The 21207-nt window shown below is 62.6% G+C and carries 27 protein-coding genes; 26 read left to right on the plus strand and 1 reads right to left on the minus strand.

The features are described from left to right. Positions 1-9 precede the first annotated feature (9 nt). On the minus strand, positions 10-585 hold the full coding sequence (locus ABD283_RS02355; protein WP_095796570.1) for a YdhK family protein: 576 nt from the start codon (positions 583-585) through the stop codon (positions 10-12). Positions 586-952: 367 nt separating this feature from the next. Here ABD283_RS02355 and ABD283_RS02360 point away from each other — a divergent pair, with 367 nt between their 5' ends. The 26 genes from ABD283_RS02360 (at position 953) to rpsQ (ending at position 21180) form a co-directional block, all read left to right on the plus strand. Then, complete coding sequence (locus ABD283_RS02360) at positions 953-1576, plus strand: CueP family metal-binding protein (protein ID WP_344223464.1); 624 nt, start codon at positions 953-955, stop codon at positions 1574-1576. Between the two features lie 121 nt (positions 1577-1697). Beyond that, positions 1698-2894, plus strand: coding sequence for a 4-hydroxybenzoate 3-monooxygenase (locus tag ABD283_RS02365; RefSeq protein WP_344223465.1), 1197 nt, complete (start codon positions 1698-1700; stop codon positions 2892-2894). 45 nt (positions 2895-2939) lie between these two features. Next, complete coding sequence (gene pcaH / locus ABD283_RS02370; RefSeq protein ID WP_129702470.1) at positions 2940-3755, plus strand: protocatechuate 3,4-dioxygenase subunit beta; 816 nt, start codon at positions 2940-2942, stop codon at positions 3753-3755. Then, complete coding sequence (gene pcaG / locus ABD283_RS02375) at positions 3748-4323, plus strand: protocatechuate 3,4-dioxygenase subunit alpha (protein ID WP_095796573.1); 576 nt, start codon at positions 3748-3750, stop codon at positions 4321-4323. The genes pcaH and pcaG overlap by 8 nt, the downstream gene beginning before the upstream one ends. Beyond that, entirely contained in the window at positions 4320-5765 is a 1446-nt protein-coding gene (locus tag ABD283_RS02380; RefSeq protein ID WP_344223466.1) for a lyase family protein, read from the plus strand. Before pcaG ends, ABD283_RS02380 begins: the two co-directional genes overlap by 4 nt. After that, complete coding sequence (locus ABD283_RS02385; protein WP_344223467.1) at positions 5762-6550, plus strand: alpha/beta fold hydrolase; 789 nt, start codon at positions 5762-5764, stop codon at positions 6548-6550. The genes ABD283_RS02380 and ABD283_RS02385 overlap by 4 nt, the downstream gene beginning before the upstream one ends. A gap of 14 nt (positions 6551-6564) precedes the next feature. Then, positions 6565-6972, plus strand: a complete 408-nt coding sequence (locus ABD283_RS02390; RefSeq protein WP_344223469.1) for a carboxymuconolactone decarboxylase family protein — start codon at positions 6565-6567, stop codon at positions 6970-6972. Positions 6973-7145: 173 nt separating this feature from the next. After that, positions 7146-8357 carry a thiolase family protein gene (locus ABD283_RS02395; RefSeq protein ID WP_344223470.1) on the plus strand — a complete coding sequence of 404 codons (1212 nt, stop codon included), beginning with the start codon at positions 7146-7148 and terminating at the stop codon, positions 8355-8357. A 41-nt stretch (positions 8358-8398) separates the two neighbouring features. Continuing rightward, complete coding sequence (locus tag ABD283_RS02400; RefSeq protein ID WP_344223471.1) at positions 8399-9097, plus strand: 3-oxoacid CoA-transferase subunit A; 699 nt, start codon at positions 8399-8401, stop codon at positions 9095-9097. Further along, entirely contained in the window at positions 9094-9753 is a 660-nt protein-coding gene (locus tag ABD283_RS02405; RefSeq protein WP_344223472.1) for a 3-oxoacid CoA-transferase subunit B, read from the plus strand. The genes ABD283_RS02400 and ABD283_RS02405 overlap by 4 nt, the downstream gene beginning before the upstream one ends. 103 nt (positions 9754-9856) lie before the next feature. Continuing rightward, positions 9857-10651 carry an IclR family transcriptional regulator domain-containing protein gene (locus ABD283_RS02410; protein WP_344223473.1) on the plus strand — a complete coding sequence of 265 codons (795 nt, stop codon included), beginning with the start codon at positions 9857-9859 and terminating at the stop codon, positions 10649-10651. A 252-nt stretch (positions 10652-10903) separates the two neighbouring features. After that, positions 10904-11278 carry a 30S ribosomal protein S12 gene (rpsL, locus tag ABD283_RS02415; protein ID WP_016998029.1) on the plus strand — a complete coding sequence of 125 codons (375 nt, stop codon included), beginning with the start codon at positions 10904-10906 and terminating at the stop codon, positions 11276-11278. Further along, the gene (rpsG, locus tag ABD283_RS02420) at positions 11278-11748 is read left to right on the plus strand and encodes a 30S ribosomal protein S7 (RefSeq protein ID WP_016998030.1); all 471 of its coding nucleotides are present in this window, start codon (positions 11278-11280) and stop codon (positions 11746-11748) included. The genes rpsL and rpsG overlap by 1 nt, the downstream gene beginning before the upstream one ends. A gap of 79 nt (positions 11749-11827) precedes the next feature. Beyond that, positions 11828-13942, plus strand: a complete 2115-nt coding sequence (fusA, locus tag ABD283_RS02425; protein WP_344223474.1) for an elongation factor G — start codon at positions 11828-11830, stop codon at positions 13940-13942. A 159-nt stretch (positions 13943-14101) separates the two neighbouring features. After that, the gene (gene tuf / locus ABD283_RS02430) at positions 14102-15292 is read left to right on the plus strand and encodes an elongation factor Tu (protein WP_344223475.1); all 1191 of its coding nucleotides are present in this window, start codon (positions 14102-14104) and stop codon (positions 15290-15292) included. Between the two features lie 537 nt (positions 15293-15829). Continuing rightward, a complete protein-coding gene (rpsJ, locus tag ABD283_RS02435; RefSeq protein ID WP_003803825.1) occupies positions 15830-16138 on the plus strand; it encodes a 30S ribosomal protein S10 in 309 nt (102 codons plus the stop codon). A 16-nt stretch (positions 16139-16154) separates the two neighbouring features. After that, positions 16155-16811: a 50S ribosomal protein L3 gene (gene rplC / locus ABD283_RS02440; protein WP_344223476.1), complete on the plus strand. Its 657-nt coding sequence runs from the start codon at positions 16155-16157 to the stop codon at positions 16809-16811. 6 nt (positions 16812-16817) lie between these two features. Continuing rightward, on the plus strand, positions 16818-17447 hold the full coding sequence (gene rplD, locus ABD283_RS02445; RefSeq protein WP_344223477.1) for a 50S ribosomal protein L4: 630 nt from the start codon (positions 16818-16820) through the stop codon (positions 17445-17447). Beyond that, a complete protein-coding gene (gene rplW / locus ABD283_RS02450) occupies positions 17444-17749 on the plus strand; it encodes a 50S ribosomal protein L23 (RefSeq protein ID WP_016997045.1) in 306 nt (101 codons plus the stop codon). The genes rplD and rplW overlap by 4 nt, the downstream gene beginning before the upstream one ends. Before the next feature lie 31 nt (positions 17750-17780). Then, positions 17781-18620, plus strand: a complete 840-nt coding sequence (gene rplB, locus ABD283_RS02455; protein ID WP_344223478.1) for a 50S ribosomal protein L2 — start codon at positions 17781-17783, stop codon at positions 18618-18620. Positions 18621-18632: 12 nt separating this feature from the next. Further along, complete coding sequence (gene rpsS / locus ABD283_RS02460) at positions 18633-18914, plus strand: 30S ribosomal protein S19 (protein ID WP_016997047.1); 282 nt, start codon at positions 18633-18635, stop codon at positions 18912-18914. Positions 18915-18965: 51 nt separating this feature from the next. After that, positions 18966-19331 carry a 50S ribosomal protein L22 gene (gene rplV / locus ABD283_RS02465; protein ID WP_016997049.1) on the plus strand — a complete coding sequence of 122 codons (366 nt, stop codon included), beginning with the start codon at positions 18966-18968 and terminating at the stop codon, positions 19329-19331. Next, positions 19332-20174 carry a 30S ribosomal protein S3 gene (rpsC, locus tag ABD283_RS02470; RefSeq protein WP_344223479.1) on the plus strand — a complete coding sequence of 281 codons (843 nt, stop codon included), beginning with the start codon at positions 19332-19334 and terminating at the stop codon, positions 20172-20174. It abuts the gene before it with no gap. Further along, the gene (rplP, locus tag ABD283_RS02475; RefSeq protein WP_016997053.1) at positions 20174-20590 is read left to right on the plus strand and encodes a 50S ribosomal protein L16; all 417 of its coding nucleotides are present in this window, start codon (positions 20174-20176) and stop codon (positions 20588-20590) included. The genes rpsC and rplP overlap by 1 nt, the downstream gene beginning before the upstream one ends. A 3-nt stretch (positions 20591-20593) precedes the next feature. Beyond that, positions 20594-20899: a 50S ribosomal protein L29 gene (rpmC, locus tag ABD283_RS02480; protein ID WP_344223480.1), complete on the plus strand. Its 306-nt coding sequence runs from the start codon at positions 20594-20596 to the stop codon at positions 20897-20899. Continuing rightward, positions 20896-21180: a 30S ribosomal protein S17 gene (gene rpsQ, locus ABD283_RS02485; protein WP_016997057.1), complete on the plus strand. Its 285-nt coding sequence runs from the start codon at positions 20896-20898 to the stop codon at positions 21178-21180. The genes rpmC and rpsQ overlap by 4 nt, the downstream gene beginning before the upstream one ends. The last annotated feature ends 27 nt before the right edge of the window (positions 21181-21207 follow it).

Raw genomic sequence — 21207 nt, forward strand, 5'->3', positions numbered from 1 at the left:
TCCTGTTGGCTAGGAGTCGGGCTGCATCTCGCTTTCGACAACCCACTTGTGGTTCGTCATTTCCATCCCGTCGGCTTCGTAGTCAACGACGTAGACGGTCTCGTCGGTTGAAAACGCGATCGTTGCTATTGCTCCGTTCATACCTTCCATATGATCGGCAGCTACCTTGACGTCGGTGCCATCGGCCAGGCGCTCGTTACCCGCGTCTTCAAGCTCTTCCTGAACGACCCATTTGTGATCGGTGACGGGGTCTCCACCCTCGGTGGGCGTGTAGTCGATCGCGTACGTGTACGTGTTGTATGCGCCGACCACGGTCGCGCTGGCACCGTTCATACCTTCCATGTGATCGGCTGTGAGGGTTACCTCGGTATCCACGGGATATTCCGGGTCGGTGGCTGCTGTCATGCCCTCGGGCACGGGGCCGCCGTCCATTGGGTGATCCATGCCGCCATGCCCCGCGTGCGCGTTGTCACTCTGGGAAGCCGACGATGCTGGCTCTTCGTTGGCTGAATTCGAACAACCGGTGAACGCGATTGCTCCGGTGAGCGTCACAGTGGCTATGAGGGTGCGCGTGCGCTTGTTCATCTGAAGCTCCTTGTCTGACGGGGTGAACTGGAGAGACGTGGGATTCTTGCAGGCTATTGAGTACCCATCGACGGATATCGAAGTTGATGGCCACCCGTGTGGCTCTTCTGAAGAGCTTGGTTTCAGGATATACCCGTGGGGGGTATGGGGCAAGGCTGTTTGCCTCGTTCTTCAGAGTCCAGCACATGTCAGCACTGGGTCTGTGGTGTTGTCTCGGGTGCGCACACGGGTCTGCCAAGGGGGGTCCACGGTCAAGCGGGCGAGTGCATGGAGTCAAAGGGGTTGGCGCGGGTTCAGGGTCGATGGAAACTGCTCCGGTCGGAATAAGATGATGTGTGTACGTGCCAGTTCATTGGAGGAGCACCGCATGACTAAGCTTCAGTCAGGCCGTCGACAGAAGCTGATTCTTGCATCTTCGGCAGTCTGTTTCGCATCCGCTCTTGCACTCTCGGGCTGCACAATATCTGCCCCTGAGGCAGTGCCTACATCGTCGGGCGACCTTGCAGTAAAGAGTGACCTCTTGGCTAACCATGGCTTGGAAGGACTTGGTGCGGCGGAAGTCATTGAGCGCTTGGACACTATGCCTGTTTCCAATCGGCCCGCTGGCCTGCAGGCGTCAGTGCAGCCTGATGCGGTCGTGCTTTCTGACACGCAGCAGCGCGAGGCTCGGCTCCCCCTGCCTGAGGATGGGATGTATGTCTCAATCGCTCCTTACAAGAGCCAGACACACGATTGTTATTTTCATAGCCTGACTACTTGTGTCGGCGAGCTGGGTAACACGGACGTGCAGGTCAGACTCACGAGCGGCAGCGGTGAGGTTCTTGTCGATGAAGTGCGCAAGACGTACGACAATGGCTTCCTTGGACTTTGGGTACCGCGTGATATGGACGCCACGCTCAGAATTAGTCACGCAGGTCAGATCGGAACCGCAAGCATCTCGACTAAAAACGAGGACGATCCCACTTGCATCACCAACTTGCGCCTCGCATGAACGATTGACGGGCCTGTGTCGCCAGCGGCTTTCGCATGCGCCATTCCATTCAATGGAAGCACTGTGATGCGAGCCATGTCCGCCACGCATAATGTGAGTCACACGTGCGCAAGGAGGACACATGGTCAAAGAGCGAACAATCGTGGAAACCCAGGTCGGCATCGTGGGCGCAGGCCCCGCCGGGCTGATGCTTTCCCACCTGCTGTACAAGGCAGGTATCGACAGCGTGGTTGTGGAGAAGCGTTCCCACGACGAGATTGCCAACACGCACCGCGCCGGCATTCTCGAGGCCGGCACCGTCAAGATGCTGGTGGAATCCGGCGTTGACGGGAGGGTCCTGACAGAAGGCCACGAACACGAAGGCACCACGTTGCGCTTCGAGGGTGTCAGCCACCGCATCGATTTCCAGAAGCTCGTGGGGGAGTCCGTGTGGCTCTACCCGCAGAACGAGGTGTTCGTCGATCTGGCCGCCGCTCGCAAGCGCGACGGCGGAGACGTCCGCTACGAGGTGACGGACACCCAGATCGTTGACCTCACGTCCGAGCAGCCCAAGATCCTGTGTACCTCGGCTGACGGAGAAGACCTCGAGATCCGCTGCAAGATCCTGGTCGGTGCAGACGGCTCCAAGGGTATTTCCAAGCGTCAGATCCCCGAGGACATCCGTACGGACAACTTCATTGAGTATCCGTTCGCGTGGTTCGGCATCCTGTGTGAGGCTCCGGCCTCGGCTCCCGAACTGATCTACGCGAACTCGGAGCACGGCTTCGCATTGATCTCCCAGCGCAGTGACACCGTTCAGCGCATGTATTTCCAGTGCGATCCCAACGAGAACATCGACGACTGGGACGACGAGCGCATCTGGGCGGAGCTGCAGCGCCGCATCGACGGCCCGGACGGGCTCCAGTTGCAGCGCGGCAAGATCTTCGACAAGACCGTGCTGCCCTTCCGCTCCTATGTATGCGAACCGCTGCGCTACGGGAACATGTTCCTGGTGGGGGACGCCGGGCACACGGTTCCGCCCACCGGCGCCAAGGGTCTGAACCTGGCCTTCTGCGACGTGCGCGTGTTGGCCCCGGCCATCGTCGACTTCTTCGATGAGGGTGACGAGAGCGGTCTGGCCGAGTACTCGGCCAAGGCGCTGGAACGCATTTGGAAGGCGCAGAACTTCTCGTACTGGGCCACCAACCTCATGCACATCCAACCGGGCGAGAACCCGTTCAATCAGAAGCGTCGCCGGGGTGAGTGCGCGTCCATCACCGGATCGGACCGCGGTGCGGCTTACTTCGCCGAGTGCTACACCGGCTGGCCGGACAAATGAGCCACGTATCAACCACCGCAGCTATGTCCCCTAAGGAGATGAATCATGGCAGCTGAAAATCCAGAAGACGCCTTCGAGCCGCTCACGGCCAAGGGCGCCGACGACGCCGCTGACAGCCAGGACCAGCTCAACAACGAGATGGCCCAGATCACCAAGCAGTACGAGGAATCCGGTCGCACGGAGACCCAGCCGCGGCTGGACTACGCGCCCTACCGCAGTTCCATCCTGCGCCACCCCACCAAGGACCCGCGCCACACGGATCCGGAGACCATTGAGCTCTACGCTCCGGCCTTCGGCGAGCGGGACGTGCACAAGCTCGAGTCGGATCTGACCATTCAGGACGGCGGCGAGCCGATCGGTGAGCGCATCCGCATCACCGGCCGCATCCTTGACGGCGATGGCCGCCCCGTGCGCAATCAGCTGGTGGAGATCTGGCAGGCCAACGCCGCGGGTCGTTACATCCACAAGCGCGATCAGCACCCCGCACCCATCGACCCGAACTTCACGGGCGTGGGTCGCTGCCTGACCGGTGACGACGGGTCCTACTCGTTCGTGACCATCAAGCCCGGACCGTACCCGTGGAAGAACCACCAGAACGCATGGCGTCCGGCGCACGTGCACTTCTCGCTCTTCGGCACGGACTTCACCCAGCGCATGATCACCCAGATGTACTTCCCGGGCGATCCGCTGTTCGCGCTGGATCCCATTTACCAGTCGATCGTTGACCCCAAGGCCCGTGAGCGCCTCGTGGCCGACTACGACCACAACGTGTCCGAGCACGAGTGGCTGCTGGGCTACAAGTGGGACATCGTGTTGAGCGGTTCCAACCGGACCTGGACGGAGGATGACAGCAATGTCTGAGAACACCCAACGCCTGGTACCCACCCCGGGCCAGACCATCGGCCCGTTCTACGGGTACGCACTGCCGTACGAGAACGGCGAGAACCTGGTGGATCGCTCGCACCCCGGTTCCGTGCGACTGCACGGCACCGTGTACGACGGCCACGGCGTTCCCGTGCCGGACTCCATGCTGGAAATCTGGCAGGCGGACGAGAACGGCAACGTCTCCCAGGAGACCGGTTCGTTGATTCGTGACGGCTACACCTTCACCGGATTCGGCCGTGTGGCCGTGGACAACGAGGGCCACTACACCTTCACGACCGTCAACCCGGGCCCGACCGAGGCAGGCAAGGCACCGTTCATCTGCCTGACCGTGTTCGCCCGCGGCCTGCTCAACCGGTTGTTCACGCGCATTTACCTGCCCGAGGACACCGAGGCGCTCGCCAACGACCCGCTGCTCTCGGGGCTGTCCGAGGACGAGCGCGCCACCCTGGTGGCCACCCGCGAAGCGGACGGCTCGTTGCGCTTCGACGTGCACCTGCAGGGTGACGGCGAGACCGTGTTCCTGGCCTACCCGGGGCTTGAATGATCAACACAGGTCTTCTCACACCGGGAAGCCACCGGGCGGCTGAGCTGCTCGACGACCGTGCCGTGGCCCGCGCCGTCCTCCTCACGGAGGCGGCGTGGGTCGCGGCCCAGTCACGTCTGGGGCTCGTTCCGGAAGACATCGCTCACACCTGTCGTGAGGCGGTCGACCGCGTCACTCTCGACGAGGTGTCGCTGAACCGACTGGCAGTAGCCTCCGAGGGCGGCGGCAATCCGGTGATTCCGTTGCTCGCCGATTACCGCGCCGCGGTCAAGGAACTGCACGGTTCACCGGTGGCCGCGGTGCACAAGTCCCTCACGAGCCAGGACGTCATGGACACCGCGCTCGCCCTGGTGCTCAAGGCCGCGCAGGACAGTCTGGTGCCGGATCTGCAGCGCACCGGTGACGCGCTCGCCGGCCTGGTCGAGACGCACGCGGAGACCGTCATGGTCGGCCGGACCCTCACCCAGCACGCGCTGCCCATTTCATTCGGCCTCAAGGCGGCCTCGTGGCTTGCGGGGATCGACGACGCCGCTCGCGACGTCCTCGACCGCGCTCACCTTTCCGTCTCCTACGGGGGAGCCGCCGGAACCCTGGCGGCGGGCATGGCCCTGTGTGAGCAGGGTGGCAGCACGGCGGAAACCGCAGAACGACTTTTCACCCTCATCGGTTATTGGGCCGAGGAGCTCGGATTGGCCGTACCGGATCAGGTGTGGCACACCGACCGAGTCCCCGTGCTTCGGGTGGCCGGTTCGCTGGCGGAATCGACCGCAGCAATGGGCCGCATGGCCAATGACGTGCTGTTGATGTCCCGCCCGGAAATGGGGGAGCTGCGCGAACCCACCGCAGAGGGGCGGGGTGTTTCCTCCGCGATGCCACAAAAACAGAATCCGGTGCTGAGCGTGCTGCTCAAGCGGACGGCATTGGCCGCGCCCCACCTGCTGGGGCAGGTCATCTCTGGTGCAGCTGCCGCCGCGGATGAGCGACCGGACGGCGGCTGGCACGCCGAATGGCCTGCGCTCCGCGAGCTCGCGGTATTGACCACCGCGGCGGCGTCGCACGCTGCGGAACTTACCGAAGGCCTGACCGTCAACGCCGATCGGATGGCGCAGAACCTGCGTGAGGCGGGCACCGGCGTGATGGCCGAGCGGCTGAGCGCCGCACTGACCCCCGTGCTCTCCGAATCCGGCGGGTCTACCGCCAAGCACCGGGTACAGAGCGCCGTGCGCGAACACCCGGTTGACGCGGAGGCGCTCGCCGAACACCTGACCGGCATGGTCATTGCTGAGGATGCGCCGTCGTTGCCGGAGGGTGTGAACCCGCAGGAGCGGGACAGTGTGAGCGCCTGGCTGCGACAGCTACTTGACCCGCGTGGCTACTTGGGTGCAACGCAGCAACTCTGCGCTCGCGCCGTGAAGAACCACCGAGAAAGGTTGATTACATGAGTGTGCCCGAGCTTGGGCTCGTGGAGTTCTCGAACCCTGAACAGCTTTCCGACAACGCGTCCTTGGTGGTCCTGGGGCCGGGCATCGGCACGTCCGTGACCAATCTTTACGGCGGTCTCGCGGCGCAGTTGACCGGTGACGTGCACGTGGTGGGCTGGGATCTACCCGGCCACGGAACGAGCGGACCCGCCGAGGACTTCACGGTCGCGGAACTTGCCCAGGGCGTCTTGGGCGCGGTCGGCGGACATGTTTCATCAGGGCCTTTTCACTACGTGGGCACGTCCATTGGCGGCGCGGTGGGGCAGCAGCTGCTCCTGGCTCACCCGGACCAGCTGGCCTCACTGACGCTCATTGCAACGACCGACTACTTCCCGGATCCGGCAGGCTGGCATGAACGTGCGGATCTCGTGGCCCAGGCCGGAACCCCCACCCAGGTGATCAACTCCGCCAAGTTGTGGTTTGCCCCGGACTTCCTGGCGCACCACGCGGAAGTCGGTACCGCTCTGCTCCACGATCTGCAGAACGCAGATCGGCTCAGTTACGCGGCGGCGTGCCGCTCACTGGCCAGCTTCGACCTGCGCGAAGCCGAGCCCGCTACCAAGGTGCCCGTTCAGACGCTGTCCGGACCGAGCGACGTCGTCACCGGTCCTGAGACCGTGCAGGAACTGGCCGACAAATTAGGCGCCCGCCACGAAACCGTGGCGAACACCTCCCACCTGCTGGCGGTCGAGGCGCCGCAGGTCACCGCAGAGCACATTTCCCGATTCATCTCGGCCCACCGCTGAGCAGAAAGGACATCATGACGGATCGTTCAGAACGCACCCAGTCCCAGGCCCACGGCGAGGGCATGACCGTGCGCCGCGAGGTGCTCTCCGACGCCCACGTGGATCGTGCGGAGGCGGGCAAGACCGAGTTCACCGAGGAGTTCCAGGACTTCATCACCCGCTACGCGTGGGGCGAGATCTGGACCCGCCCGGGCCTGGATCGACGCATGCGCAGCGCGTGCGTGCTCACCGCTCTGATCGCGGCGGGGCACTGGGAAGAGTTCGAGATGCACGTGCGCTCGGCCATCGGTAACGGTCTGACGCCGGACGAGATCAAGGAGATCCTGCTCCAGTCGGCCATCTACCTTTCCGTGCCGTCTGCCAACAACGCGTTCAAACACGCCCAGAAGGTGCTCTCGGACATGGGCGTGCTGGGGGAGTAGTCCCAAGGGCGCCGCGACGAGGGCAACAGTTCATCAATTATGTTCGCTATACGAACAGGTGTTCACATGGCGCGCATATTGGGTTATTGTGAAAACACGCAACGCGGCGTCGTCGGTCGATGGAGACGGTGTCGCCCCGGGGAACCGGGTGAGCCCAAACCGTGAGGATTCACATGAACCACGCTTACGTGTACGACGCAGTCCGCACCCCGTTCGGCAAGGTGGGCGGCGCACTGTCCAGCCACCGCCCCGACGATCTGGCCGCTCTCGTGGTCAAGACCATGGTGGAGCGCGCTCCCCAGCTGGACGCGTCGAAGATCGACGAGGTTTACTTCGGTAACGCCAACGGCGCCGGCGAAGAGAACCGCAACGTGGCCCGCATGGCCACCCTGCTTGCCGGCCTGCCGACCTCCGTGCCCGGTTCCACGATCAACCGCCTGTGCGGTTCGTCCCTGGATGCCGCGATGATGGCGTCGCGTCAGATCGAGGTGGGCGAGGGTGACCTGCTGCTCGTGGGAGGCGTGGAATCAATGTCCCGCGCTCCGTGGGTATTGCCCAAGACCGAGCGCGCTTTCCCGATGCAGGACCTCAAGCTCGCCAACACCACCCTGGGCTGGCGCCTGGTCAACCCGGAAATGCCGGATGCCTGGACCGTCTCGCTGGGTGAGGCCACCGAGCAGCTGCGCGAGAAGCACAACATTTCCCGCGAGAATCAGGACGAGTTCGCCGCTCGCTCGCACCAGCTTGCCGCCAAGGCCTGGGACGAGGGTAAGTACGACAACCTCACCGTGAGCGTGAAGCCCAACACCAAGCGCGGCGTCGAACTGACTCGCGACGAGACCGTTCGTGCGGATTCCACCGCAGAAACCCTGTCCGGTCTGCGCACCGTGTTCCGCGCTGGTGAGGACGCCACCGTCACCGCCGGCAACGCGTCCCCCATGAACGACGGCGCTTCCGCCGTGTGGCTCGGCAGCGAGAAGGGCGCGGATCTGCTCGGCAGCGCACCCATCGCACGCATCGCCGGTCGCGGTGCCGCGGCCAACGAACCGCAGTACTTCGGTGAGGCACCCGTGGAGGCAGCCAACCTCGCGCTCAAGCGCGCGGGTATCACCTGGAACGACGTCGCCGCGGTAGAACTCAACGAAGCTTTCGCCGCGCAGTCGCTCGCTTGCCTGCGCCAGTGGGGAGTGGATCAGAGCCTCGTGAACACATGGGGCGGCGCCATCGCGATCGGTCACCCGCTGGGTGCCTCCGGTACCCGCGTGCTCGGCACCTTGGCGCGCCGTCTTGAAGAGTCCGGCGAACGCTGGGGTGTGGCCAGCTTGTGCATCGGTGTTGGCCAGGGCCTCGCCGTGGTGCTCGAAAACCAGAACGCCAAGGGCTAAGCGCTCAGTCCCAGACCACAACGAAGAAAGGCATACAGCTCATGCTGAATATTGCAGACAGCGTGGCCGCGGCCGTGGAGCCCATCCACGACGGCGCCTGCGTGATGATCGGTGGCTTCGGTGTTGCCGGGCAGCCCGTTGAGCTCATTGACGCGCTCATCGAGAACGGCGCCAAGGACCTCACCGTGGTCAACAACAACGCCGGCAACGGTGACGTGGGACTGGCCAAGCTCATCCAGCTCGGTCGCGTGAAGAAGATCATTTGTTCCTTCCCGCGACAGGCGGACTCCTGGCACTTCGACGAGAAGTACCACGCCGGGGACATCGAGCTCGAGGTCGTGCCGCAGGGCAACCTGGCCGAGCGTATTCGCGCCGCGGGCGCCGGCATCGGCGCGTTCTACACGCCCACCGGTTACGGCACCCCGCTGGCCGAGGGTAAGGAAGTCCGTGAACTGGACGGCAAGCACCAGGTACTCGAATATCCGATTCATGCGGATTTCTCCCTGACCAAGGCGCACACCGCAGATACTGCGGGCAACCTGGTCTACCGCAAGACCGCGCGGAACTTCGGCCCCATCATGGCCGCGGCCGCCAAGCACTCCATCGTGCAGGTGAGCGAGATCGTGGAACGCGGTCAGATCGACCCCGAGGTCGTGGTGACCCCCGGTATCTACGTGGACACCGTGGTCAAGCTCGAAGCTCCCAAGCAGGTAGACCCGCGAGAGGAAGGTGCGGCATGAGCGCCCCGCAGAACAGTGATCACGCCCTGAGCCCTGAAGAGCTCGCAGAGGTCGTAGCCCGAGACATCCCCGCTGGTGCCTACGTCAACCTGGGTATCGGCCAGCCCACGCTGGTCTCCAACTACCTCTCTCCCGAGGACGACGTGACCCTGCACACCGAGAACGGCATGCTGGGTATGGGAGCGGAGGCCAAGGGTGAAGAGATCGATCCTGACCTCATCAATGCGGGCAAGATCCCCGTGGTGGAGACCGAAGGTTGCTCTTACTTCCACCACGCTGATTCCTTCGCGATGATGCGCGGCGGTCACCTGGACTGCTGTGTCCTGGGTGCCTTCCAGGTGGATCAGAAGGGCAACCTGGCAAACTGGCACACCGGCAAGCCCGGTGCCATCCCCGCGGTGGGCGGTGCCATGGATCTGGCTACCGGTGCCAAGCAGACCTTCGTGATGATGACCCTGCAGACCAAGAAGGGTCAGCCCAAACTGGTGGCAGAGTGCGATATGCCGCTGACCGGTGTTGGTTGCGTTTCGCGCATCTACACGGACAAGGCCGTGTTCCTCATCGAGGAGGACGGCGTGCGTGTGCGCGAGACCTTCGGCATCGGTTTCGACGAACTCACCGAGTTGGTCGACATCGAGCTGAAGCCCGCCAACTGACGCTGGCGCGGGGGCGGAACTTTCATGGTTCCGCCCCCGCCTTGCTTCAATCGAGCTCGCTACCTGCAAGACCATTGTTCGACCCGTGTGATTGGGAGCCCCCTTGAGTGCTGACGCAGACTCCGCCGACAAGAGCCAGTACGTCCAGTCGCTCGCGCGTGGACTGTCCGTCATTTCCGCCTTCGACGCCGCTCAGCCCGTCATGACGCTCTCCGACGTCGCGCGGCACACGGGTTTGACGCGCGCTACCGCTCGGCGGTTCCTCCTCACGCTCGAGTCCTTGGGCTACGTGCGGTCCGACGGGCGCATGTTCGAGCTCACGCCCAAGGTATTGCAGCTGGGATACTCGTACCTCTCTGCGCTTTCGCTGCCCCAGATTGCGAGTCCGCACCTGAAGAAACTGTCGGACACGCTGCAGGAATCCACCTCCATGTCCGTGCTCGACGGCCAGGACATTGTCTATGTGGCCCGCGTAGCCACCCACCGCATCATGACCGTTGCTATCGCCGTGGGAACCCGGTTCCCCGCCTACGCCACCTCCATGGGGCGCGTGTTACTCGCCGGGCTGGATGCCAACGAGCTGGGGGAGTACCTCAACACGGCAGAGCTTTCCCCGCTGACCCGGCGCACCACCACCGAGCGGGAAGCTTTGCTGCAGCAACTGCAGCGAGTGCGCGAGCAGGGCTATGCCGTGGTCGACCAGGAACTCGAAGTGGGCCTTCGCTCGGCTGCGGTTCCCGTCAATGACCTCACCGGGCGCACCGTGGCCGCGATCAACGTGTCCATGCGCGTGGGCATGCCCGGGGTGGACACCGATCACCCGGAAGCGCAGGTCATCCCCGAGTTGCTCGCGTGTGCGGCAGCGATCTCGCAGGACCTGGCGGCGTCGGGGAACTGAACGCCCGCCATTACCCGGTGGGTCCGAGATGAACCGGTTCGCGGCGGCGTGAAGCAGCTGCTACACTGGATGAGAATTGCTCGGTCACGAGCGTGTGCATTTTCGATTCAATGGCAAATTGGACCCTGTCCTTTGGTACGCACCTTGTACCTAGATGCCATTTTTTGTCATGCCCGCATCAGTGACTCACCAATCCGCAGTCAGCAGACCGTTCACCGGGTGAACGCAAGGTCTGCCCAAACAGGAGGCACTGTGCCAACTATTCAGCAGCTGGTCCGTAAGGGCCGGACGTCCAAGGTCGTCAAGACCAAAGCCCCCGCGCTCAAGGGCAACCCCATGAAGCGCGGCGTGTGCACCCGTGTGTTCACCACCACCCCCAAGAAGCCGAACTCGGCTCTTCGTAAGGTGGCTCGTGTCAAGCTCAACGGCGGCGTGGAAGTTACCGCGTACATCCCCGGTGAGGGACACAACCTGCAGGAGCACTCCATCGTGCTGGTGCGCGGTGGTCGTGTGAAGGACTTGCCGGGTGTTCGCTACAAGATCGTGCGCGGCGCACTCGACACCCAGGGTGTCAAGGGCCGCCAGCAGGCTCGTTCCCGCTACGGCGCCAAGAAGGAGAAGAAGTAATGCCTCGTAAAGGTCCCGCTCCCAAGCGCCCCCTCGTCGTAGACCCCGTCTACGGTTCGCCCGTGGTCACCCAGTTGATCAACAAGGTTCTGCAGGACGGCAAGAAGTCCACCGCAGAGCGCATCGTCTACGGTGCCCTTGAAGGCGTTCGTAACAAGACCAACTCCGATCCCGTCGCAACCCTGAAGAAGGCCCTTGACAACGTCAAGCCGGCCCTCGAGGTTCGCTCCCGCCGTGTCGGTGGCGCCACCTACCAGGTGCCCGTCGAGGTCAAGGCAGGCCGCGCCACCGCGCTGTCGCTGCGTTGGCTCGTCGGCTACGCCAAGGTCCGCCGCGAAAACACCATGACTGAGCGTCTCCAGAACGAGATCCTCGATGCCTCCAACGGCCTGGGTGCCGCTGTGAAGCGCCGCGAGGATACTCACAAGATGGCTGAGTCCAACAAGGCCTTCGCCCACTATCGCTGGTAAAATCCGATAGTCGTGTCGGCCCTGCCAACAGCGGGGCCGACACCTGGGCCCGGCACCAACCTTTACGAAGGGAACCATCGTGGCACTTGACGTGCTTACCGACCTGAACAAGGTCCGCAATATCGGCATCATGGCTCACATCGATGCTGGTAAGACCACGACCACCGAACGAATCCTGTTCTACACGGGCATCAACCACAAGCTCGGCGAGACGCACGACGGTGCATCCACGATGGACTGGATGGCGCAGGAGCAGGAACGCGGCATCACCATTACCTCCGCCGCGACCTCGTGCTACTGGCACGACAACCAGATCAACATCATCGACACCCCCGGTCACGTGGACTTCACGGTCGAGGTCGAGCGCTCCCTGCGTGTGCTCGACGGCGCCGTTGCAGTCTTCGACGGCAAGGAGGGCGTTGAGCCCCAGTCCGAGACCGTGTGGCGTCAGGCTGACAAGTACGAAGTTCCGCGCATCTGCTTCGTCAACAAGATGGACAAGCTCGGTGCGGACTTCTACTTCACCGTTGACACCATCAAGTCCCGCCTGGGCGCAACCCCGCTCGTTCTGCAGCTGCCCATCGGCGCCGAGAACGACTTCGTGGGCGTTGTCGACCTGCTCACCATGAAGGCCTTCGTGTGGGAGGGCGACTCCAAGGGTGACGTTTCCCTGGGCGCCAAGTACGAGATCCGCGAGATCCCCGAGGATCTGAAGGACCGTGCTGAGGAATACCGCAACCAGCTGGTCGAGTCCGTGGCAGAAGCCGACGACGAGCTCATGGAGAAGTACCTCAACGGTGAAGAGCTGACCCAGGACGAGATCAAGCACGGTATCCGTGAACTGACGATCAACTCCAGGGCTTACCCGGTGCTGTGTGGTTCCGCGTTCAAGAACCGCGGCGTGCAGCCCATGCTCGATGCAGTTGTGGATTACCTCCCCACCCCGCTGGACGTGCTCTCCGTGCAGGGCCACGCCGTCAATGACGAGGAAGAGGTCATGACCCGCCCGGCAGACGCGAACGCTCCGTTCGCCGCTCTGGCGTTCAAGGTCGCGGCGCACCCGTTCTACGGTCAGCTCACCTACATCCGCGTCTACTCCGGTAAGGCCAAGGCCGGCGAGCAGGTGCTCAACTCCACCAAGGGTAAGAAGGAGCGCATCGGCAAGCTGTTCCAGATGCACTCCAACAAGGAGAACCCGGTGGACGAGATCTCCGCCGGTCACATCTACGCGGCTATCGGCCTGAAGGACACCACCACCGGTGACACCCTGTGCGAATCCGCGAACCCCATCGTGTTGGAATCCATGAGCTTCCCCGAGCCCGTGATCTTCGTGGCCATCGAGCCCAAGACCAAGGGTGACCAGGAAAAGCTCTCCACCGCTATTCAGAAGCTCTCCGCTGAGGACCCCACCTTCACGGTGTCCCTCAATGATGAGACCGGCCAGACCGAGATCGGCGGCATGGGCGAGCTCCACCTGGACATCCTGGTGGATCGCATGAAGCGCGAGTTCAAGGTGGAAGCCAACGTGGGTAAGCCGCAGGTGGCTTACCGCGAAACCATCAAGAAGGCCGTGGACAAGGTCGACTACACCCACAAGAAGCAGACCGGTGGTTCCGGTCAGTTCGCTAAGGTGCAGGTCGCTTTCGAGCCGCTTCCGCTGGATGCCGAGGAACTCTACGAGTTCGACAACAAGGTGACCGGTGGCCGCGTGCCTCGCGAGTACATTCCTTCCGTGGATGCCGGTATCCAGGACGCCATGCAGTTGGGTGTTCTCGCCGGTTACCCCATGGTCGGTGTGAAGGCCACCCTGCTCGACGGTGCCTACCACGATGTTGACTCGTCCGAAATGGCGTTCAAGATCGCCGGTTCCATGGTGTTCAAGGAAGGTGTTCGTCGCGCCAACCCTGTGCTCCTCGAGCCGTTGATGTCCGTGGAGGTCCGTACTCCTGAGGAGTACATGGGCGAAGTGATCGGCGACCTGAACTCCCGTCGTGGTCAGATCCAGTCCATGGAGGACGTCACCGGCGTCAAGCTGGTGAAGGCCCTCGTGCCGCTGTCCGAAATGTTCGGTTACATTGGCGACCTGCGTTCCAAGACCCAGGGCCGCGCTGTGTACTCGATGCAGTTCGACAGCTATTCGGAGGTTCCCAAGGCTGTTGCCGACGAGATCATCCAGAAGAATCGCGGCGAGTAAGCCCACCGGGGACTCGTCCCCAAATTTCGATAAACCACTCAAGCCAAAGTAGACTTGCACAGGTTTCGACTGCAGCAGTGCTATGCGCTGTGATAGCAGACTCCGGACATTCGGAGTCGTCGAGTAAGTCTCACCTCAATGTTCTAGGAGGAACACATCATGGCGAAGGCCAAGTTCGAGCGCAACAAGCCGCACCTCAACATCGGCACCATCGGCCACGTTGACCACGGCAAGACCACGCTCACCGCTGCCATCTCCAAGGTGCTTGCTGACAAGTACCCGGATCTCAACGAGCAGCGCGACTTCGGCGCCATCGACTCCGCTCCGGAGGAGAAGCAGCGCGGCATTACCATCAACATCTCTCACATCGAGTACCAGACCGACAAGCGTCACTACGCACACGTTGACGCCCCCGGTCACGCGGACTACGTGAAGAACATGATCACCGGTGCTGCTCAGATGGACGGCGCAATCCTCGTGGTTGCCGCCACCGACGGCCCCATGGCTCAGACCCGCGAGCACGTTCTGCTCGCCCGCCAGGTGGGCGTTCCCTACCTGCTGGTCGCACTGAACAAGTCCGACATGGTCGACGACGAGGAACTGCTGGACCTCGTTGAAATGGAAGTTCGTGAGCTGCTGTCCGACCAGGGCTTCGACGGCGACAACGCACCCGTGGTGCGCGTCTCCGCTCTGAAGGCTCTCGAGGGCGACGCTCAGTGGGTCAAGTCCGTCGAGGACCTCATGGAGGCCGTGGACGAGAGCATCCCGGAGCCGGAGCGCGACACCGACAAGCCGTTCCTGATGCCCGTTGAGGACGTCTTCACCATTACCGGTCGTGGCACCGTCGTGACCGGCCGTGCCGAGCGTGGCACCCTGCCGATCAACTCCGAGGTCGAGATCGTCGGCATCCGCCCGATCCAGAAGACCACCGTGACCGGTATCGAGATGTTCCACAAGCAGATGGACGAAGCCCTCGCGGGCGAGAACTGTGGTCTGCTGCTGCGTGGCCTCAAGCGCGACGATGTCGAGCGTGGCCAGGTTGTCTGCAAGCCGGGTTCCATCACCCCGCACACGGACTTCGAGGCAAACGTCTACATCCTGTCCAAGGAAGAAGGCGGACGTCACAACCCGTTCTACTCGAACTACCGTCCGCAGTTCTACTTCCGCACCACCGACGTCACCGGCGTCATCACGCTGCCCGAGGGCACCGAGATGGTTATGCCCGGCGATAACACCGAAATGACCGTTGAGCTGATCCAGCCCATCGCCATGGAGGACGGCCTCGGCTTCGCTATCCGTGAGGGTGGCCGCACCGTTGGTTCCGGTAAGGTGACCAAGATCATCAAGTAATCCTCTGATTACTGAAGTGATCGTCGGCTAGTCCGACACACTGCGTCAGGCCCCGTCAGTCTTGTACTGGCGGGGCCTGACGCGTTCCCGCTCTCCTGGGACGTGACGACCCGCCGGCCGGCTGCCGCGCCGTCGTCAGGGGCGATCGCACGCGGCCGCTCAGAGGAGGGGAAGGGCTCGTTTGCAATGACGTGCAAACCTCTGGCAGAATGGTCGCTGTTGTTCACGTGTCGGCGTGTGCCCGTAAAAAGGTCCCGACCGCGTCGGGCGAACCGGTACACCGAAGCAGCCTCAACGAGCCATGGTCTCCATGGGAACCACGTGAATAGCCATCCAATCGACACCAATGAAATTATTTGTGCGAACTCGTGTTTGCGTTTTACGCGACACGCCCGAGTTCGGGTGTCGGTGCTTCAGCAGGGTGAGGAACCCGGTTTTACCGGATTCAGCCTGTGTGAAGTGGCGGTATAAGCGCCAAAACACAAGGAGCTAACGCTCCACACAGGGAAGTACTTGAAGAAAGAGAGTCACGACGCCATGGCGGGACAAAAAATCCGCATCCGGCTGAAGTCCTATGACCACGAGGTCATTGACGTCTCGGCCCGGAAAATCGTTGAGACGGTGACGCGCGCAGGCGCCACGGTAGTGGGACCCGTCCCGCTGCCCACGGAGAAGAACGTTTACTGCGTGATCCGCTCGCCGCACAAGTACAAGGACAGCCGTGAGCACTTCGAAATGCGCACACACAAGCGGCTGATCGACATCATCGACCCCACGCCCAAGGCAGTCGACTCGCTCATGCGTCTTGACCTGCCGGCTGACGTGAACATCGAAATCAAGCTGTAAAAAGGATCGCACCCCAATGACTACCACTTTCGAACGCCAGGTTAAGGGCCTGCTGGGCACCAAGCTCGGCATGACCCAGGTCTGGGACGAGAACGGGAAGTTCGTGCCGGTGACCGTGGTCAAGGCCGACTCCAACGTCGTGACGCAGCTGCGCAACGAGGACAAGGACGGTTACAACTCCGTTCAGATCGGCTTCGGTGCGATCGATCCCCGCAAGGTTTCTAAGCCGCTGGCTGGCCACTTCGCCGCCGCCGGAGTTACCCCGCGCCGCCACGTCGTCGAACTTCGTACTTCCGATTCCGCTGACTACGAGCTCGGCCAGGAACTGTCCGTCGAAATCTTCGACGCCGGTACCAAGGTCGACGTCGTCGGCACCACCAAGGGCAAGGGCACCGCCGGTGTTATGAAGCGTCACGGCTTCGCCGGTGTTGGCGCCTCCCACGGTGCTCACAAGAACCACCGCAAGCCGGGATCCATCGGCGGCGCGTCTTACCCCGCACGTGTTTTCAAGGGCATGAAGATGGCCGGCCGGATGGGCAACGTCCGACAGACCACCATGAACCTCACCGTTCACGCTGTTGACGCCGACAATTCCCTGCTGCTCATCAAGGGTGCCCTGCCGGGCCCCAAGGGATCGGTCGTCCTCGTCCGAACCGCAGTGAAGGGAGCCTGATAAGCCATGGCAACTGAAACCGTAAACGTCGAGCTGCCCGCTGAGATCTTCGACGCGCAGACCAACGTGGCACTGCTTCACCAGGTCGTCGTCGCTCAGTTGGCCGCTGCTCGCCAGGGAACGCACAAGACCAAGACCCGCGCCGAAGTTTCCGGTGCTGGCCGTAAGCCGTTCAAGCAGAAGGGTACGGGTCGCGCTCGTCAGGGCTCCATCCGTGCACCTCACATGACCGGCGGTGGCGTTGTCCACGGTCCGACCCCGCGTGACTACTCGCAGCGCACGCCCAAGAAGATGAAGGCAGCTGCACTGCGCGGCGCACTCTCGGACCGGGCTCGCAACAACCGCATTCACGTGGTTGCCGATCTGGTGACTGCTTCCGAGCCGTCCACCAAGGCCGCCAAGGAAGCACTGCGTTCGGTCACCGAGCGCAAGAACGTGCTGGTTGTTCTGGACCGCGGTGACGATGTCACTGCATTGTCCGTGCGCAACCTGGTCAACACGCACGCCGTGTACGCAGACCAGCTCAACACGTACGACGTGCTCGTCTCGGACGACGTGATCTTCACCAAGGCCGCTTACGACTCGTTCGTTGCTGCTGCGTCCGCTACGGGTAAGAACCAGGAGGACGCCAAGTGAGCGCGATCTACAACAAGGACCCGCGCGATGTGATCATTCGCCCGGTCGTCTCCGAGAAGTCCTACGGACTGATCGACGAGGGCAAGTACACCTTCCAGGTGGACCCCTCGGCCAACAAGACCGAGATCAAGTACGCCGTGGAGAAGATCTTCGGCGTCAAGGTCGAGTCCGTCAACACCCTTAACCGTCCCGGTAAGCGCAAGCGCACTCGCTTCGGCTGGGGAACGCGAAAGGCCACCAAGCGTGCCATCGTGTCCCTTCGGGAAGGTTCCATCGACATCTTCGGCGGTCCGCTCGCCTGAGCGGAGACCACTTTAACGAGGAATATCAATTATGGCTATCCGTAAGCACAAGCCGACAACCCCGGGCCGTCGTGGCTCGTCGGTTGCCGACTTCGTAGAAATCACGCGTACCACGCCTGAGAAGTCACTGGTGCGTCCGCTGCCCAAGAAGGGCGGTCGTAACAACACCGGTCGTATCACCACCCGTCACAAGGGCGGTGGACACAAGCGTCAGTACCGTGTCATCGACTTCCGTCGTCACGACAAGGACGGCATTGATGCCAAGGTCGCTCACATCGAGTACGACCCCAACCGTACGGCTCGCATTGCGCTGCTGCACTACGTTGACGGCACCAAGCGCTACATCGTGGCTCCCAACAAGCTCAAGCAGGGCGACGTTGTCGAGTCCGGTCCGTCCGCCGACATCAAGCCCGGTAACAACCTGCCGTTGCGCAACATCCCCGTGGGTACCGTTCTGCACGCTGTGGAACTGCGCCCCGGTGGCGGTGCCAAGCTGGCTCGTTCAGCCGGTGCCTCCGTGCAGCTCGTCGCCAAGGAAGGCAAGTACGGCCAGCTTCGTCTGCCTTCCGGTGAAATCCGCAACGTCGACGTGCGCTGCCGCGCAACCGTCGGCGAGGTCGGAAACGCCGAGCAGTCCAACATCAACTGGGGCAAGGCCGGCCGCAACCGCTGGAAGGGCGTCCGCCCGACCGTCCGCGGTGTCGTCATGAACCCCGTTGACCACCCGCACGGTGGTGGTGAGGGTAAGACCTCCGGTGGTCGCCACCCGGTCAACCCGAACGGCAAGCCCGAGGGACGCACCCGTCGCCCCAACAAGGAAAGCGACAAGCTCATCGTCCGTCGTCGTCGTACCGGCAAGAACAAGCGCTAAGGAGCCTGACTAATGCCACGCAGCCTCAAGAAGGGCCCTTTCGTTGATCAGCACCTCTACCTGAAGGTCGCCAAGGAGAACGAGAAGGGCACCAAGAACGTCATCAAGACGTGGTCCCGCCGCTCGATGATCGTGCCCGACATGCTCGGCCACACGATCGCCGTGCACGACGGACGCAAGCACATCCCGGTGTTCATCACGGAGTCGATGGTCGGGCACAAGCTCGGCGAATTCGCTCCGACCCGCACATTCCGCGGCCATGTGAAGGACGACAAGAAGGGCAAGCGTCGCTGACCCTCGGGTTAGCACGTAGCACTTCTTCGACAAGACGAGAGAAGGAAAGCAATGGAAGCCAAGGCATCTGCGCGCTACATCCGCGTGACGCCTATGAAGGCCCGGCGCGTCGTCAACCTGATTCGTGGCCAGCAGGCGAATGAGGCATTGGCGATTCTGAAGTTTGCCCCCCAGGCAGCTTCTGAGCCGGTATTCAAGGTTCTCGAATCCGCCGTAGCTAACGCACGGCAGAAGGCCGACCGTGAAGGCCTCGCGTTCAAGCAGGAAGACCTCGTTGTCTCCGCTGCTTACGTGGACGAGGGACCCACCATGAAGCGGTTCCAGCCGCGCGCCCAGGGCCGTGCGTACCGCATCAACAAGCGCACGAGCCACGTGACCGTGGTCGTGGCGACCCCGGAGAAGGAGGAGGTCCGCTAAGTGGGACAGAAAATCAACCCCAACGGATTCCGTCTGGGCATTACCACCGACCACATCTCGCACTGGTACGCAGACTCCAACCAGCCGGGTCAGCGCTACAAGGACTACATCCGCGAGGATGTGAAGATCCGCGAGCTCATGTCCAAGGGCATGGATCGCGCCGGTATCTCCAAGGTCGAGATCGAGCGCACCCGTGACCGTGTGCGTGTGGACATCCACACCGCTCGTCCGGGTATCGTGATCGGCCGCCGCGGCGCCGAAGCTGACCGCATCCGCGGTGAGCTCGAGAAGCTGACCGGCAAGCAGATCCAGCTGAACATCCTGGAAGTCAAGAACCCCGAGACCGACGCTCAGTTGGTCGCTCAGGGTGTCGCCGAGCAGCTCGCTTCACGCGTGGCCTTCCGCCGCGCCATGAAGAAGGCCATTCAGTCCGCTCAGCGTGCGGGTGCCAAGGGTATTCGTATCCAGTGCGCCGGCCGCCTGGGTGGCGCTGAAATGTCCCGCTCGGAGTTCTACCGCGAAGGCCGTGTGCCCCTGCACACCCTGCGCGCGAACATCGACTACGGCTTCTTCGAGGCAAAGACCACCTTCGGCCGTATCGGCGTGAAGGTCTGGATCTACAAGGGCGACTTGACCTCCAAGGAACTGGCTGCACAGCAGGCCGCTGCTCCGTCTTCGCGCGGACGCAACGACCGTCGCGGTGGCGCTGGTGGCGGCGAGCGTCGTCGTCGTGGTGGCAATGACCGTAACGACCGTGGCGGACGCCGTGAGCGTAACGACTCCGCCGCAGCCCCCCAGCAGAAGACCGCTGCGGAGGCACCCAATGCAGAGGGTGGTAAGTAATGCTTATCCCACGTCGTGTTAAGTTCCGCAAGCAGCACCACCCGAAACGTCGGGGCCAGGCTAAGGGCGGAACCCAGGTATCGTTCGGCGAATGGGGCATCCAGGCACTGAGCCCGGCATATGTCACCAACCGTCAGATCGAGTCCGCGCGTATCGCAATGACCCGTCACATCAAGCGTGGCGGTAAGGTCTGGATCAACATTTACCCGGACCGTCCCCTGACCAAGAAGCCTGCCGAAACCCGTATGGGTTCCGGTAAGGGTTCTCCCGAATGGTGGGTCGCCAACGTCAAGCCCGGACGCATTATGTTCGAGATCTCCGGCGTTTCCGAGGAAGTTGCCCGTGAGGCGCTTCGCTTGGCAATCCACAAGCTCCCGATGAAGGCACGTATCGTGCGTCGCGAAGGTGGTGAATGATCAATGGCCATTGGATCTAAGGATCTGAACATGGAAAACCTCGCGGAACTCGACAACGGTGCTCTGACCGAGCAGTTGCGGAAGTCCAAGGAAGAGCTGTTCAACCTGCGCTTCCAGTCCGCTACCGGTCAGCTCGAGAGCAACGGTCGTCTGAAGTCCGTCAAGCGTGACATTGCCCGTATCTACACCGTGCTCCGTGAGCGCGAGCTGGGCATCCGCGAAGAGGTCGAGGCGACTGCTGTAGAGACCGACAAGAAGGCAGCCAAGAAGAGCAAGAAGGCCGCCAAGTCTGAGGATGATGCCAAGTGAGCGAGCAGGTTAACAACGAGGCCACGGCCGAGCGCGGTGACCGTAAGACCCGTCGCGGCTACGTAGTCTCCGACAAGATGGACAAGACCGTGGTCGTGCAGGTCGAGGATCGTGTCAAGCACGCCCTCTACGGCAAGGTCATGCGTAAGTCCAAGCGCATCAAGGCGCACGACGAGGAGAACACCGCTGGTGTCGGTGACCTCGTACGTATCGCCGAGACGCGTCCGCTGTCCGCCAGCAAGAACTGGCGCATTGTGGAAATCATCGAGAAGGCCAAGTAAGGCTTTCGAGATCGACAAAGCATGCCG

Origin of the sequence: Kocuria atrinae (assembly GCF_039531425.1) — a bacterium.
Lineage (GTDB): Bacteria > Actinomycetota > Actinomycetes > Actinomycetales > Micrococcaceae > Kocuria > Kocuria atrinae.

Bases quoted from the DNA above. Each gene is read 5' to 3' on its own strand.
- rplC (WP_344223476.1), top strand. From the start codon at position 16,155: ATGACTACCACTTTCGAACGCCAGGTTAAGGGCCTGCTGGGCACCAAG.
- rpmC (WP_344223480.1), top strand. From the start codon at position 20,594: ATGGCCATTGGATCTAAGGATCTGAACATGGAAAACCTCGCGGAACTC.
- ABD283_RS02360 (WP_344223464.1), top strand. From the start codon at position 953: ATGACTAAGCTTCAGTCAGGCCGTCGACAGAAGCTGATTCTTGCATCT.
- ABD283_RS02405 (WP_344223472.1), top strand. From the start codon at position 9,094: ATGAGCGCCCCGCAGAACAGTGATCACGCCCTGAGCCCTGAAGAGCTC.
- ABD283_RS02395 (WP_344223470.1), top strand. From the start codon at position 7,146: ATGAACCACGCTTACGTGTACGACGCAGTCCGCACCCCGTTCGGCAAG.
- rpsS (WP_016997047.1), top strand. From the start codon at position 18,633: ATGCCACGCAGCCTCAAGAAGGGCCCTTTCGTTGATCAGCACCTCTAC.
- ABD283_RS02365 (WP_344223465.1), top strand. From the start codon at position 1,698: ATGGTCAAAGAGCGAACAATCGTGGAAACCCAGGTCGGCATCGTGGGC.
- ABD283_RS02400 (WP_344223471.1), top strand. From the start codon at position 8,399: ATGCTGAATATTGCAGACAGCGTGGCCGCGGCCGTGGAGCCCATCCAC.
- ABD283_RS02390 (WP_344223469.1), top strand. From the start codon at position 6,565: ATGACGGATCGTTCAGAACGCACCCAGTCCCAGGCCCACGGCGAGGGC.
- rpsJ (WP_003803825.1), top strand. From the start codon at position 15,830: ATGGCGGGACAAAAAATCCGCATCCGGCTGAAGTCCTATGACCACGAG.
- ABD283_RS02355 (WP_095796570.1), bottom strand. From the start codon at position 585: ATGAACAAGCGCACGCGCACCCTCATAGCCACTGTGACGCTCACCGGA.
- pcaG (WP_095796573.1), top strand. From the start codon at position 3,748: ATGTCTGAGAACACCCAACGCCTGGTACCCACCCCGGGCCAGACCATC.
- rpsG (WP_016998030.1), top strand. From the start codon at position 11,278: ATGCCTCGTAAAGGTCCCGCTCCCAAGCGCCCCCTCGTCGTAGACCCC.
- rplP (WP_016997053.1), top strand. From the start codon at position 20,174: ATGCTTATCCCACGTCGTGTTAAGTTCCGCAAGCAGCACCACCCGAAA.
- tuf (WP_344223475.1), top strand. From the start codon at position 14,102: ATGGCGAAGGCCAAGTTCGAGCGCAACAAGCCGCACCTCAACATCGGC.
- ABD283_RS02380 (WP_344223466.1), top strand. From the start codon at position 4,320: ATGATCAACACAGGTCTTCTCACACCGGGAAGCCACCGGGCGGCTGAG.
- rplV (WP_016997049.1), top strand. From the start codon at position 18,966: ATGGAAGCCAAGGCATCTGCGCGCTACATCCGCGTGACGCCTATGAAG.
- rplD (WP_344223477.1), top strand. From the start codon at position 16,818: ATGGCAACTGAAACCGTAAACGTCGAGCTGCCCGCTGAGATCTTCGAC.
- ABD283_RS02385 (WP_344223467.1), top strand. From the start codon at position 5,762: ATGAGTGTGCCCGAGCTTGGGCTCGTGGAGTTCTCGAACCCTGAACAG.
- rplB (WP_344223478.1), top strand. From the start codon at position 17,781: ATGGCTATCCGTAAGCACAAGCCGACAACCCCGGGCCGTCGTGGCTCG.
- pcaH (WP_129702470.1), top strand. From the start codon at position 2,940: ATGGCAGCTGAAAATCCAGAAGACGCCTTCGAGCCGCTCACGGCCAAG.